General features: G+C 42.0%; 10 protein-coding genes, 1 tRNA gene and 1 pseudogene. 2 read left to right on the plus strand and 10 right to left on the minus strand.

Going from position 1 to position 14,242, the window contains the following annotated elements; translation table 11 throughout:
* Window positions 1-15: 15 nt before the first annotated feature.
* A tRNA-Leu gene (locus BHV72_RS05820) sits at window positions 16-99 on the minus strand.
* A gap of 165 nt (window positions 100-264) precedes the next feature.
* On the opposite strand from BHV72_RS05820, the gene BHV72_RS05825 reads away from it, so the two are divergent.
* Window positions 265-1,347 (plus strand): mannose-1-phosphate guanylyltransferase, encoded by a 1,083-nt coding sequence (locus BHV72_RS05825; RefSeq protein WP_286855116.1) that lies wholly within the window; start codon window positions 265-267, stop codon window positions 1,345-1,347.
* Between the two features lie 165 nt (window positions 1,348-1,512).
* Here the strand turns inward: BHV72_RS05825 and BHV72_RS05830 are convergent, their stop codons facing one another.
* From BHV72_RS05830 to rpsO, 3 genes are all read right to left on the minus strand, one after another.
* Window positions 1,513-3,162 (minus strand): AMP-binding protein, encoded by a 1,650-nt coding sequence (locus tag BHV72_RS05830; RefSeq protein WP_149928230.1) that lies wholly within the window; start codon window positions 3,160-3,162, stop codon window positions 1,513-1,515.
* Between the two features lie 33 nt (window positions 3,163-3,195).
* Complete coding sequence (locus tag BHV72_RS05835) at window positions 3,196-3,771, minus strand: helix-turn-helix domain-containing protein (RefSeq protein ID WP_005675332.1); 576 nt, start codon at window positions 3,769-3,771, stop codon at window positions 3,196-3,198.
* Between the two features lie 185 nt (window positions 3,772-3,956).
* Window positions 3,957-4,226, minus strand: coding sequence for a 30S ribosomal protein S15 (rpsO, locus tag BHV72_RS05840; protein ID WP_005675330.1), 270 nt, complete (start codon window positions 4,224-4,226; stop codon window positions 3,957-3,959).
* A gap of 155 nt (window positions 4,227-4,381) precedes the next feature.
* Between rpsO and typA the strand changes: the two are divergent.
* Window positions 4,382-6,183 (plus strand): annotated as a pseudogene (typA, locus tag BHV72_RS05845) (translational GTPase TypA).
* A gap of 61 nt (window positions 6,184-6,244) precedes the next feature.
* On the opposite strand, the gene BHV72_RS05850 reads toward typA, so the two are convergent.
* From BHV72_RS05850 to BHV72_RS05875, 6 genes are all read right to left on the minus strand, one after another.
* Window positions 6,245-7,561: a MutS-related protein gene (locus BHV72_RS05850; RefSeq protein ID WP_286855118.1), complete on the minus strand. Its 1,317-nt coding sequence runs from the start codon at window positions 7,559-7,561 to the stop codon at window positions 6,245-6,247.
* 79 nt (window positions 7,562-7,640) lie between these two features.
* The gene (locus BHV72_RS05855; protein ID WP_005675327.1) at window positions 7,641-8,165 is read right to left on the minus strand and encodes a chromate transporter; all 525 of its coding nucleotides are present in this window, start codon (window positions 8,163-8,165) and stop codon (window positions 7,641-7,643) included.
* Window positions 8,162-8,719 (minus strand): chromate transporter, encoded by a 558-nt coding sequence (locus BHV72_RS05860; protein WP_005675325.1) that lies wholly within the window; start codon window positions 8,717-8,719, stop codon window positions 8,162-8,164. The genes BHV72_RS05855 and BHV72_RS05860 overlap by 4 nt, the downstream gene beginning before the upstream one ends.
* Before the next feature lie 7 nt (window positions 8,720-8,726).
* A complete protein-coding gene (locus BHV72_RS05865; RefSeq protein ID WP_032855006.1) occupies window positions 8,727-11,222 on the minus strand; it encodes a glycosyl hydrolase family 95 catalytic domain-containing protein in 2,496 nt (831 codons plus the stop codon).
* A 24-nt stretch (window positions 11,223-11,246) separates the two neighbouring features.
* Entirely contained in the window at window positions 11,247-13,055 is a 1,809-nt protein-coding gene (locus tag BHV72_RS05870; protein ID WP_286855120.1) for a right-handed parallel beta-helix repeat-containing protein, read from the minus strand.
* A gap of 208 nt (window positions 13,056-13,263) precedes the next feature.
* A partial coding sequence (locus BHV72_RS05875) for a DUF4998 domain-containing protein (protein ID WP_286855122.1) occupies window positions 13,264-14,242 on the minus strand: 979 nt, incomplete at its 5' end.

The following is a 14,242-nucleotide window of genomic DNA, read 5'->3' on the forward strand; positions in this document are numbered from 1 at the left end:
CTTTCTCCGCTTCAGTACCCAGACCCGGGGTCGAACCGGGATGGAAGTGAATCCACTGGTGTTTGAGACCAGCGCGTCTACCGATTCCGCCATCTGGGCGCGTGCTTGATTTCTCAATTGCGGTGCAAAGATACGACATTATTTTGAATTCACAATAGTTTGGCAAAAAAAAGGAGAAAAAAATAATAAAACATATCTTAAACACTTCTCTATTCAGAGAATAAACCGTACATTAGCAAAAACATTTAAAATAGAGTCACTATCATGACAAACATGAATAATTATTGCGTGATTATGGGTGGGGGTATCGGAAGCCGTTTTTGGCCGTTTAGCCGTAAAACACTCCCCAAACAGTTTTTAGATTTCTTCGGGACCGGGCGTTCACTTTTACAACAAACTTTTGACCGCTTCCAAAAAGTTATTCCAACAGAAAATATTTTCATTGTCACCAATGCAATGTATGCGGACTTAGTGAAAGAACAATTACCTGAAGCAAACGAAGATCAGATTCTGCTGGAACCGGCAAGACGGAACACCGCTCCTTGTATAGCATGGGCTTCCTACCACATTCGCGCATTAAATCCAAACGCTAATGTCGTAGTCGCTCCTTCCGATCATTTAATTCTGAAAGAAGACGAATTTCTCGCTGCCATTGAAAAAGGGCTGAACTTCGTATCGCGTTCCGAAAAACTATTGACACTGGGTATCAAGCCGAATCGTCCAGAGACAGGGTATGGATATATACAAATAGACGAACCTGCCGGAGAAAATTTCTACAGAGTGAAAACATTCACAGAAAAGCCGGAGCTGGAATTAGCCCAGGTATTTGTAGAAAGTGGAGAGTTTTATTGGAATTCCGGTCTATTTATGTGGAACGTAAATACAATCATCAAAGCCTGCGAATATCTGCTACCTGAACTGGCTTCAAAATTAGCGCCGGGAAAAGACATCTATGCCACCGAGAAGGAAAAAGCATTTATCGAAGAAAACTTCCCCGCATGCCCCAATGTATCTATCGACTTCGGCATTATGGAAAAAGCAGACAATGTATATGTATCTCTAGGAGACTTCGGCTGGTCGGATCTCGGAACGTGGGGATCACTCTACGATTTATCGGAAAGAGATCAGGATGGCAATGTCACTCTGAAATGCCATTCGCTTATCTATAACAGCAAAGATAATATGGTAGTACTTCCGAAAGGAAAACTTGCCGTAATCGACGGTTTGGAAGGATACCTGATTGCTGAGTCGAATAACGTGCTGTTAATCTGTCGTAAGGATGAAGAACATGCCATTCGTAAATATGTAAATGATGCCCAAATGCAACTCGGTGACGACTTTATTTAGAATTACACGATAGCAGAAATTTGATTAGAACAGAATAAAGGTAACAATATAAATAGCAAACGGTGAACTCCCTGTAACCTAAATACAGTTTGTTCACCGTTCACTGTTTTTTATAATGAAAAACTTTTGTGTGTCTAAACTATAAAGACTTAAATTATAAGATCTCTAAATTATTTCAATTCCCTGTTCCTTACAAAGTTTCAGACCGAGATCTTTCAATCTGAACTTCTGAATCTTTCCGCTACCTGTCATCGGAAACTCGTCCACAAAGAAAATATATTTCGGTATTTTGTAACGGGAAATCTTGTTTCTGCAAAAGTCACGTACATCCTCCGCCTGTATCGTGACACCTTCCTGTAAAATGATGAACGCTCCAACAGCCTCACCATACTTCTTAGAAGGAATACCTGCAACCTGTACATCCTTCACTCCATCAAGTTTATAAAGGAATTCTTCTATCTCACGCGGATAAATATTTTCGCCACCGCGAATAATCATATCCTTGATACGTCCGGTGATGCGGTAATTGCCGTTTTCGTCCTTAATACCCAAATCGCCGGAGTGTAAGAAGTTATTTTTATCAAGCACTTCCGCCGTAGCTTCCGGGTTCTTATAATACCCCTTCATCGTGTTATATCCACGGTTGCACATTTCTCCCTGTACACCCACCGGACATTCCTCACCTGTTTCCGGATCAATGACTTTCACTTCCGTAAATTCGAAATCGCGCCCAACCGTGTTACAACGCACATCAAATGAATCGTCAATACGGGTGGCAGTCATGCCGGGAGCCGTTTCCGTCAGACCATATACACTGGTCACCTTCATATACATCTTCTCCTCAACCTGTTTCATCAATTCAACAGGACACAGAGAGCCTGCCATAATACCTGTACGAAGACAAGACATATCAAACAAGTCGAACATCGGATGATGCAACTCGGCAATAAACATAGTAGGCACTCCATAAAGCGCCGTACAACGCTCTTTATGAATGGAAGCCAGCACAACCAACGGATCAAAACGCTCTACCATTACCTGCGTGCAACCATGAGTCAGGCAGTTCATGGTGGCCAATACAACCCCGAAACAATGGAACAACGGAACACAGCAACAAAGTTTATCATCTGCCGTAAACTTCATGTGCTCACCGGTCAGGAAACCATTGTTAGCTATATTATAATGTGTAAGCATTACCCCTTTCGGAAAACCGGTAGTTCCTGATGTATATTGCATATTTACCACATCGTGACAGTCAACTTTACTTTTAAGTTCATTTAGGCAACTATCCTCGATATTATTTCCCAGCAACAGGATTTCCGCCGTGTTATACATTCCGCGATGTTTCTCCTGTCCGACATATACTACATTTTTCATATATGGGAAACGTTCGCTTTTCAAATACCCGCGTTCGCAAGTTTTCAATTCGGGAAGCATAGTATACGTCATTTGTACAAAATCACTATCTTTCTCGCCATTTACGATACAAAGTGTGTGCATATCCGAGTTCCGGCAAAGATATTCCAACTCTGACTGTTTATAGTTCGTGTTCACAGTGACATATACGGCACCAATCTTAGCACAAGCATAAAGCAATGTAAGCCAATCGGGAACATTAGCAGCCCAGATACCTACGTGGGTGCCTCGTTCCACGCCAATGGCGATAAGTCCTTTCGCCATATCATCTACGCGACGATTCAATTGGCTCCAGGTAAATCGAAGATTGCGGTCGGAATATACGATATATTCCTTATCAGGAGTCTCTTCAGCCCAGTGTTCCAGCCACTGTCCCAAAGTACGGTCAAATAATTGCATACGATATACTTAAATCTTGGTTCTTACATAACATCAAATCGGTGTATAAACTACTGCCAGAATCTTTGCAGCCTGTCCCTCGTAAGCATGTACATGGTGAGGAACGATAGAGTCATAATAAATACTATCGCCTTCTTCCAGAAGGTATGTATTCTTTCCATAACTGATTTCCATGATACCCTCCATAACCATGATAAACTCCTCTCCCTCATGAGAAGAAAGAACAAAGTCGGTATCTTCAGTTGGCATTACATCAATGATGAATGGCTCCATGTGACGGTCGGCTTTCGATTTGGACAAAGAATGGTATTCCATATGTTTGCGTGAGTGAATCGCATTATTGGAGAAGCTGATAGCGTCTTTTGCCTCTTTCTTACGGCATACCACCGGTCCCACTTCGTCCTGATCGTCCAAGAAAGTCCCCAGCCGTACACCCAATACACGAGCAATCTTAATCAACGGAGCAAGAGAAGGGATATCGATATTATTTTCGATACGCTCAATCTGTTCCATAGCCAAACCAGAACGCTGCGCCAATTCTTCTATGGTTATTGATTTATCTTCGCGGAGTGACTTAATTTTCTCTCCTACAATTTTACTTGTATCCATATTGTAAGCATTTTAGTTGTCAAAGGTGATAAATTATAATAATTAAGTTGCAAAAATAACAAAATCTTTAGATGAGCACAATTATAACCAAAGAAAATATGACTATCCGATAGAAAAAGGGAGAAACTAAAAAGCCGTTCCTCATAATGAGAAACGGCTTCTTCAATTTTTTCGCGGCAAGTAGATTACTTACGCAAACCGAGTTCTTTAACAATAGCACGATATCTTGTGATATCTTTAGCTTTCAAGTAATCGAGCAAACGACGACGTTTAGCTACCAACATTGTTAAGGCTCTCTCTGTACTATAATCTTTTCTGTTGAGCTTCATGTGCTCAGTCAGACGAGAAATACGGTAGGAAAACAAAGCTATCTGCGCCTCAGTTGAGCCAGTATCAGTGTTAGACTTCCCGTACTTTCCGAAGATTTCTTGCTTTTTAGCAGCGTCTAAATACATAATTTTTAGAATTTTGATATAGTAAATATTCTTTTGAGCGTGCAAAGATAGGCATTATCTTTATATCCCACAACGTTTTACAAGAAAAAAATGCGAGTATAGCATATATTTCTAATCCTATTTTCGTACCTTTGCAGCCAAATAATAGGTATTATATGCAAAATATTCGAAACATTGCAATCATTGCCCATGTTGACCATGGGAAAAAACAACGCTGGTTGACAAAATGCTGTTGGCCGGAAATTTGTTCCGCAACAATCAAAATAGTGGTGAACTTATCTTGGATAACAACGACTTGGAGCGCGAACGTGGTATAACGATTCTTTCCAAGAACGTTTCCATTAACTACAACGGTACTAAAATTAATATTATTGATACTCCGGGACACAGTGACTTCGGTGGTGAAGTTGAACGCGTATTGAATATGGCCGATGGTTGTATTCTGCTGGTCGACGCATTTGAAGGTCCGATGCCCCAGACTCGTTTCGTGCTGCAAAAAGCATTGGAAATTGGTTTGAAACCGATTGTAGTAGTCAATAAGGTAGATAAGCCGAACTGCCGTCCGGAAGAAGTATACGAAATGGTTTTCGACTTGATGTTCAGCCTCAACGCTACGGAAGATCAGTTGGATTTCCCCGTTATCTATGGTTCTGCCAAGAACAACTGGATGAGCACCGATTGGCAGAAGCCGACTGAAACGATCACTCCGCTACTGGATTGTATCATCGAGAACATTCCGGCTCCGACACAGTTAGAAGGTACTCCGCAGATGTTGATTACTTCTCTGGATTATTCTTCTTATACCGGACGTATCGCCGTAGGTCGTGTGCATCGCGGTACATTAAAAGAAGGTATGAACGTAACGCTTGTAAAGCGCAACGGTGATATGCTTAAAAGTAAAATTAAAGAACTTCATGTATTCGAAGGTCTAGGCCGTGTGAAAACAAGTGAAGTTTCTTCTGGAGATATTTGTGCATTGGTAGGTATCGACGGATTTGAAATCGGAGATACTGTTTGTGACTTCGAAAATCCGGAGGCATTGCCACCTATTGCAATCGACGAGCCGACAATGAGTATGTTATTTGCTATCAACGACTCTCCGTTCTTCGGAAAAGACGGCAAGTTTGTAACTTCACGCCACATCCATGACCGTTTGATGAGGGAACTCGACAAGAATCTGGCTCTTCGCGTAAAGAAGAGTGAAGAGGATGGTAAATGGATTGTTTCCGGCCGTGGTGTACTTCACCTTTCCGTACTGATTGAAACAATGCGCCGCGAAGGATACGAATTGCAGGTAGGTCAGCCACAGGTTATCTACAGAGAAATAGACGGTGTAAAATGCGAACCGATTGAAGAACTGACAATCAACGTACCGGAAGAATATTCCAGTAAGATTATTGATATGGTAACCCGCCGTAAAGGTGAAATGGTCAAAATGGAAAATACGGGCGAACGTATCAATCTCGAATTTGATATGCCTTCACGTGGGATCATCGGTCTTCGTACCAATGTGCTGACCGCCTCTGCCGGTGAAGCTATTATGGCACACCGTTTTAAAGAATACCAGCCATACAAAGGAGAAATCGAACGTCGTACCAATGGTTCTATGATTGCCATGGAAAGCGGAACCGCTTTTGCTTATGCTATCGACAAATTGCAGGATCGCGGTAAATTCTTTATCTTCCCGCAGGATGAAGTCTATGCAGGACAGGTGGTAGGTGAACACTCTCACGACAATGACTTGGTTATCAACGTTACCAAATCAAAGAAGTTGACCAATATGCGTGCTTCCGGTTCGGACGATAAAGTTCGTCTGATTCCTCCCGTTCAGTTCTCACTCGAAGAAGCATTGGAGTACATCAAGGAAGACGAATATGTAGAAGTAACCCCGAAAGCAATGCGTATGCGTAAAGTCATTTTGGACGAAATAGAGCGCAAACGTGCGAACAAGATCTAAAACAATTCACTTTAGATAAAACAAGAAAGCCCGTTGGAGAAGAATCTTTAGCGGGCTTTTCTTATTTTTTCAGCTCAACCATATTCAGTAACTTCCGCACAACCCAATAGCCGACTCTAGCTTCTGAAATACCTTTCTGCAACCGATGTGGACATACAAAATTATCATCTTTGATTTCCGCTTCCATATAATAGAAACAACAGAAAGGATCTAGTTCAAATGCCTTTGCATATTCCAGAATATGAGTCGAAATAAGAAAATGACAATTGGAATACTCCTTCAATAATTCATTTACCGCAACGGAAGCCTCAAATGCATCTTTAGCATTAGTCCCCCGAAACATCTCATCCAGAATGACCAGGCATTTCTTTCCGGTTCCCGCCTTTTGTAGAACTTCCTTAATACGAAGCACTTCCGCCATAAAATGACTTCGCCCGTCCCGCAAAGAATCAGGCAAGTTGATAGATGTATATATCCCCTCATAAACAGGACAAATCATTGACTTAACCGGAACGGGCAGACCGCAATGAGCTAACCAGACAGCCAGCGCCAAAGTCTTCAAAGTTGTCGATTTTCCCGCCATGTTGGAACCTGTAAAAAGACATATATTCCCACAGGACATTTCCCAATTATTCTTTTGCGCATTTTCCACAAAAGGATGTACAATACCTTCAACAGAGAACTCCATTGTCTGCACCATGGTCGGAGTGAAACAGAAATTCTTTGCCTTCGCTACCCGATGCGCCGTCCTGCAAACATCAAACATGTAGACAACAGACAACAACTCCCTTATGGACAATAACCGTGTACAACGAAATAAATAATCATATTTATCTATGGCATAATTCGACAAGCGTGCCTTTTCATCTAAAGTTTGTTGCAGAACTTCCTCTAATTCACTTCCATGCAAAAGTTCCTGTACCTTATCAGCTGTTTCTTTTAAAAGTTGTGGCATATTCCCCCCTGCTGCAATAGTCCATTTCTCCAAACGGTGCAACATGAGAAAAACCAATTTCACTCCTCGGGAAACCACATACCGGTTCGGATCATATCGTACAAGACGATCAATAATCGTCGCACATGAAAGTAATATATTTGCTCCCCTTATCTGTTCGCGATATTCCAGATAATATTCAATAAAGTCCAGTTCTTCCTCATTTAAAGGAAGTTCCGGCAAGAAATCCCAGGCGATAGCTTCCTGACGTTTACAAATCTCTTCCCAATCACTCAACGGATGCATAATCCAATCCAGCATCAGCGACTTTCCTTTCTTCGTTTCTGCTTTTAAAAACAAAGAACAAAGCGCCTGCTCACCATACACATTCCCTGTAACGTTCAAATCCGCATAAGTCTGTTTATCAGCGTCCAAATATACCATAGTGTGATTTTTATCCAACTTCACAAAAATAGACAAAGAAAGAATAGACTAGTAATAAAGAACTTTTTAATAAGCTTTTTTAATACAACAACACTCCCACTACACCAGCAAGACAGATCAGCAGAATAGGATGTAGCTCCCATTTCCATGTAATCAGAAAAGCACCGACAAAAATCCCAATACTTTTATAATCAATAAAGTTATCTTTGTTCATCATCAGTAAGGCTGCCGAAGCAATCAATGCCACAGACATAGGAAGCAGCCCCGACATCGCCGCCTTGATATACTTATTATCTTTGCATTTGGCAAAGAAATAAGAAATGAGCAATACTAAAATAAAAGAAGGCAAACAAACTGCCACAGTAGCAAGCACCGCTCCCCATACACTTTGTGTAACTGCATATCCCACGTAAGTAGCACTATTAATTCCAATCGGACCCGGTGTCATTTGCGAAATCGCCACTACATCCGTAAATTGCTGGGGAGTCAGCCAATGATGAATATCCACAATTTCGTGTTGAATAAGGGAAAGCATAGCATAGCCACCTCCGAAGCCAAACGTACCGATCTTCAGATACACCCAAAGTAATTGTAAATATATCATGCCTTTATATCTTTAATCTTATCTTTCAACCATAAAGTATAAACCAGTCCGCCCGCAATTCCCGCCAATACTACATAAATAGGAGAAAGTCCGAATTGCCAGATCAACACAGTAGCAATGAGGGGGGCCATCAACTGTATATATTTCAGCTTCAATGCCCTAACCGCAGATATGCAAGGGAATAAAATCAATGCCACCACTGCCGGCCGTATTCCGTTAAAGATACGGATCATCACCTCATTATCCTGAAAACGGGCAAAGAACATCGCAATCAACATCATAATAACAAAAGAAGGCAATATGGTAGCCAGTGCGCACACCAGGCTACCAATCACCTTATGAAGTTTATAACCTACAAAAATAGATATGTTTACTGCGAAAACACCGGGCAATGACTGGGTCAAGGCAAACATTTCCATAAATTCCTCTTTACTCATCCACTTTTTCTTGACTATCTCCCGTTCTATCAACGGAATCATGGCATATCCACCTCCAATGGTGAACATGCCAATTTTCGCAAATGTATAAAAGAGTTTCAAATAAGTAACAATCATTTTTCTGTCAGCGTTTTAGCAATTCCCCCTTCACGCTATCATACTTTAGTTGATAACTATGTCCTTTTACAGTTTTAAAAGACAAAGTCTTGCCGGCATATTTCACAATACATCTTTCACCCGACTTTGACAGGATAGTCGCTTCCTTCAAAAGTCCGTTCTCCCATATCATGTCTACCTCGAAATTTCCTTTCGCACATATACCCCGGACAGAGCCTTCCTTCCATGCATCCGGCAAAGCAGGAAGCAGTTGGATAAATCCCATGTGACTTTGCAGTAACATCTCCGTAATACCGGCCGTACCACCAAAGTTTCCATCAATCTGGAAAGGCGGATGCGTATCCCATAAATTATCAAGCGTACCGTTCTTCAGCAGATTAGCAAATAAGGTATAAGCATGATTGCCGTCCTGCAAGCGAGCCCACTGGTTCAACTTCCATCCCATACTCCAACCCGTAGCCCCGTCACCACGATGCACCAATACTACTTTGGCAGCTTCAGCCAATTCGGGAGTAGTGACAGGAGAAACCGTATGTCCCGGATGCAGACCAAACAGATGATTTACATGGCGGTGTTCATCTTTCGGATCGTCAATATCTACCGACCATTCCATTAATTGCCCATAACGGCCGATCTTATAAGGAACGAGATTGGCAAGCACCTGTTCCCATTCCTTACGTTCTTTCTTATCCACTCCCAATTCCTCGCTCGCCTTGATGGCATCCAATAGGATTTCACGCACAACGGCGTGTACAAATGTGGCCCCCTGATCAATAGGGCCATGTTCGGGTGAAGTGGACGGTGCCGCAGTATAAGTTCCGTCCGGCTTATGCCACAAATAATCAACTGCAAAATTGGCACTGCTCTTTATCAACTCATATCCTGTCTCTTTCAAGAATTTCAAATCCCGTGTATAGTCATAATACTCCCAAATATGCGTAGCTAGCCAAGGGCCTGCCATTGGATTAAAGTTCCACGACATATCTTGACTTTCCAGTGGAGCAGTAAACCCAAAGATATTAGCAGAAATAGATGCAGTCCAGCCCCTCGCACCAAAATAAGACTGAGCCGTCTTTTCACCCGGCTTCACTAATGTGCGGATAAAATCAATTAACGGCAACATGCATTCCTCCAAATTCGTAGAACAGGCAGGCCAATAATTCATCTGAATATTTATGTTATTATGATAATCAACACGCCAAGGCCCATCAACGTTATTATGCCAGATACCTTGCAGGTTGGCCGGCATATTGCCCGGACGAGAACTTGCAATCAGAAGATAACGGCCGAATTGAAAATAAAGTTCCTCCAGATAATAGTCCGGCTGCCCTTTCCGATAATTTTTCAACCGCTGCCCGGTCGGTAAATTACCGGTCTTTACCGTTGGATTCAGATTCAACTTCACCCGATTGAATAAAGCAGCGTAATCCTGATAATGCTCATTCAACAGAGCCGAATAACCTTTGGCCACCGCATTAGCCAGCCATTGGCCCGTTGTTTCGACAGGATTGACCCCGACATACGTTTTCGGATTCTTAAAGTCTGGAGCAAAGTTAGCCTTATAGTCAGTATCCGCAGTGACATAAAAGACAACTTCATCCGCTCCCTTCACGGTGAGTTTCCCATTTCTATTGACCAATGTTCCACCTTTAGTCTCCGCTTGGATACGGACTACATATTTCATTCCATTATTATCCAGCGCAGCCGAATAAACCAAGCCATTATCACCTTGAGCCACCATACTACCTGTCGATACCGGATTAGGAGCATAACTGAATATCAGGTTCTGCTTGCCCGGCCGGTCGGCACTGAAACGCATGACCAGCACATTAGCAGGATAAGAAATAAAATAATTCCGTTGGTACGCTACATCGTCTTTTTTAAACTGCACTACAGCCATAGCAGAGTCCAAAGAAAGAATACGCTTATAATCACTCATACCAATAATATTCAGCCCGGTCTCCACATAAAACTCTCCCATAGTCGTAAAACTACCGAAACGGAAAGGCTTTTCCCTGCTGCCCTCATAAGGTACTTCACTATTAAAATTCTGTCTCGTCAGCCTCTCCGCTTTAACTTGGTCTCCTTCCGTAAATGCTTTACGTATTTCATCAAGGATATGCGCTGACTGTTTATTGACATTCCAGTAGTAATCCGCTCCTTTCGCTGTGTTAGGACCACCCCGCCAAAGTGTCTTTTCATTAAAAGTAATCCGTTCAGCTTCGACCGATCCCATAATATTCGCCCCTATACTGCCATTTCCAATAGGCAATGATTGTGACTCCCATGCAGCATCCGGATTACGGGCTGTATCACCGGCGGTTTCCGGTTTATTTTCACCTTTCCACATATCCGGTCTGCCACCATACCATACGGCATGTCCTTGCAAAGTATTCGGAGCATCAAACCAAATAGCAAGTCCTTTTGTATAATCTGTCCCTCCGGCACAAACTGCAGAGGAGACAAGTAAAGTACTGATAAAAAATGAATAAAGTTTCTTCATTGTCATAGTATTTATTTTTTGGGGTTAAAAATCAACCTTGATATATTTCTTTTTCATCTGTCTAAATTCCATTTTTTTATCACAAACCTCCTCCAGCTTATTCTCTCTGATTACAACACCTTTACAACCATTTAAAATAAACAAAGGCTTTTGACGAAAATCGTCCGAAGAAGTACATTCTACATGATTCTCTTTAAAAATCAAATCCTTCGTACTTTTGGCGTATAACACCGGATTCCCAAATGTACGAAACGTATTACCTATGATACGCACATTTCTATGCACCGGACGTTCCGCATCCACCACCGTATTAGAAGGGTGCAACGCAATGACTGCATTTTCAGGTCCTCCACTATACGCACAGCCGATAAATATATTGTTCTGAATCAAAACATCATTCACCGGTCCCGATTCATACCAGCCTTCGGCATCTCCTTCTATCAGGATAGCGCTCATGCCCGTTTTATAATAAGTATTATCTGCAATCACTACTTTTCGGGGAGTAGTCATTAAGGTACCCCGCGTACTTGTCCTCGTAAAATAACAATGACGAATTTCCACTTCGGGCGTGCAACTGATATTCTCCACACAATCGTGATTCAGTTCCAATTCACCGGGAATATCCCGATTGAAGGTGACTTGAACAATACGGTCTGTCAACCGTTTCACAGCAACCACTTGCGCAGATGCAAAACGTTCCATAGTAGACGCCTTGACAAAAGCGACCGTATCCCCCTCAAAGTAAGCGTTATACCCATAGCTCTGTCCATGCATGAAACGCAAATTCAAAGTACGGGTGTTTATTTTCTCAACGGCACGCAAGTTAGTACCGTGCACATTTATCGGATCATCCTGTGCACCCGCAAAATAACAACCAACTATCTTCACCTTTCCACTACATCCGGAAAAGTGCATCATATCCGCAGAAGCTGCCAACAACCTGCCACTGCCTTCGCGCGGCATACATTTCACTTTATCCATGGTAATATTACGAGTGTATTGACTTACTATACCAAGCCCATGCATATAGTGCATCTGCACCCGGTTAAGTGTAATATCCCGGCTTTCGAAAATAAACCATCCCACCTGGTCACGAATAATGTCACGAATTGTCAAAGTATTCCCCACTTTCGGGCGAAATCCTTCCGGGACATGGAAACGTACTACATTCGGGGCCACCCCTTCCGCCTCCGCAGCAGCAAGCACATTCCACCCCTGACTATAACGGAAAGTACTATCAACAGGACTATATTCTATACAATGATTCTTGTTTGAACGCCAACCCTCACCAAAGAGGCTCATCCGCCCATTCACTATTTCATAACGTGTGTCACGATGTACAACAACTTCCACCTCATCATCTTCCACACGGGCAAATGTCATTTCCGAACCGGCAGGACGTTCAAAATCAATATGCAAATCTTTAAACACCAGATTCTTACAACGTTCGAGAGCGATAGTCGTCATTTTTCCGTGAAACATCAGCGTTGCTCCGTTTCCCTCAATCGTCAGATCTTTCATATCTTCAAACAGCAGACCGATAGTTTTCACTTTGGAAGGACACTCTTGTTCGGTCGATGTATTCGATATAAAATATTTCCGCCGGATAGCACCTTCGGGCCAGATATCATAACGCCCTTTCTCAAAAGAGAGCACGCGAGCACCACTTCGCTTACATTCACTAATAGCTTTCTGCAAACAGGTCACACAATTTTCATATGTATACGGATGTGCTCCGAAGTTTGAAACACGGATAGTATCTTTTTGTTGCGCCTGGGTAATACCGGAAATTCCGACTATTGACAAGCATATAAATAAAGCAATAAATCTCATAAGCAAATATGTATTAAAGAAGAAGTTGTCGCGTTACTTTATATTTATACAAAGATAGCGAATTATGTTCGATTATTAAATAAAGAGCCGCCATCAAATCGCATTTATTCACATAAACCCGATTCTCCAGCGGCTCTAACCTTTCTTTAGTGAGAAATATAGCTATCTATTGAACTCTGTCACTTCAACGGACTCACTATTAATAATATTATTTCTTACTTGTCGTAAACATTATCTCTGCAATACTTGCATTTACACCATTATTACTACCCGTAACCAAAGCACGTATATATCTTCCTCTTACAGGTTCCGGCAACAGCAGGGTTTGGGCATTGGTCGCCTTTTCACTAGGGAAGTTCAATTGTCCCAATTCTGTCCAATGTTCTTCACTTTCACCTATGCTGAATATAACAGTTTTAGTATCTCCGTTACCTTGCCTTCTTGCCAGTTCTATCGAAAGAATATCCTGTTGTGATTTCATATCAATAATGATTTCGTGTGGCAATGGAGGATTAGCCCCTTCACCTTTCCATTGTGAGTGCCAGAAACTGGCAAGATCTCCGTCAAGGATACAGGTGGCAATACCATATTTACCATCATTTTCTCCAACCTTTTCTTCTGTCGAAGCCGAGATTCCCCAATCCGTTCTGTCTGCATCAACATATTGTTCGTGAACCGCATCCCAATCTTCTTTTGAAATGGTATAATAAGCAGGAAAATCCATTATTTTTTCCAAAGTTGGAATATCATCGAAAGCGTCATCAGCCGGCTTAAATGTAGATATCAACTTAAATGATGTCTTAAGGACCGCATCCGGTATAACCGTAAAAGTTTGCCCTTCATCTACTTTGATGATTTTCTCCTTTCCCTCATCATTTGTATACGTCAACGTAGTTCCGGTACACCCCTCTAACGGAACCCAATTAATCGTTACTCCGTTCAAATCTGCCGAGATCGAATTAATTCCTTGAGCTGATAGACTGGCCTGATAAGTGGAACCGTACACTTCACCCGCAATAGTTCTTACCAAAGACTCTTTACCAGTATCACTCCTCGTTATCATATTGAATATATATTTCCCTTCCGGAAGGTCAATAATCGTCGATATAGGATCCTTTATAACACGATTCTCCGGAACAGGAACTACCACAGGATTTTCATTTCCCTCCCACGTAATCACACAAGAG

Origin of the sequence: Bacteroides sp. 43_46, assembly GCF_001915455.1 — a bacterium.
GTDB lineage: Bacteria > Bacteroidota > Bacteroidia > Bacteroidales > Bacteroidaceae > Bacteroides > Bacteroides caccae.

Excerpts from the sequence above, each read along its gene's own strand:
- BHV72_RS05825 (WP_286855116.1), top strand. The coding sequence starts at position 265 with ATGACAAACATGAATAATTATTGCGTGATTATGGGTGGGGGTATCGGA.
- rpsO (WP_005675330.1), bottom strand. The coding sequence starts at position 4,226 with ATGTATTTAGACGCTGCTAAAAAGCAAGAAATCTTCGGAAAGTACGGG.
- BHV72_RS05830 (WP_149928230.1), bottom strand. The coding sequence starts at position 3,162 with ATGCAATTATTTGACCGTACTTTGGGACAGTGGCTGGAACACTGGGCT.
- BHV72_RS05850 (WP_286855118.1), bottom strand. The coding sequence starts at position 7,561 with ATGGTATATTTGGACGCTGATAAACAGACTTATGCGGATTTGAACGTT.
- BHV72_RS05855 (WP_005675327.1), bottom strand. The coding sequence starts at position 8,165 with ATGATATATTTACAATTACTTTGGGTGTATCTGAAGATCGGTACGTTT.
- BHV72_RS05835 (WP_005675332.1), bottom strand. The coding sequence starts at position 3,771 with ATGGATACAAGTAAAATTGTAGGAGAGAAAATTAAGTCACTCCGCGAA.
- BHV72_RS05870 (WP_286855120.1), bottom strand. The coding sequence starts at position 13,055 with ATGAGATTTATTGCTTTATTTATATGCTTGTCAATAGTCGGAATTTCC.
- BHV72_RS05860 (WP_005675325.1), bottom strand. The coding sequence starts at position 8,719 with ATGATTGTTACTTATTTGAAACTCTTTTATACATTTGCGAAAATTGGC.
- BHV72_RS05865 (WP_032855006.1), bottom strand. The coding sequence starts at position 11,222 with ATGAAGAAACTTTATTCATTTTTTATCAGTACTTTACTTGTCTCCTCT.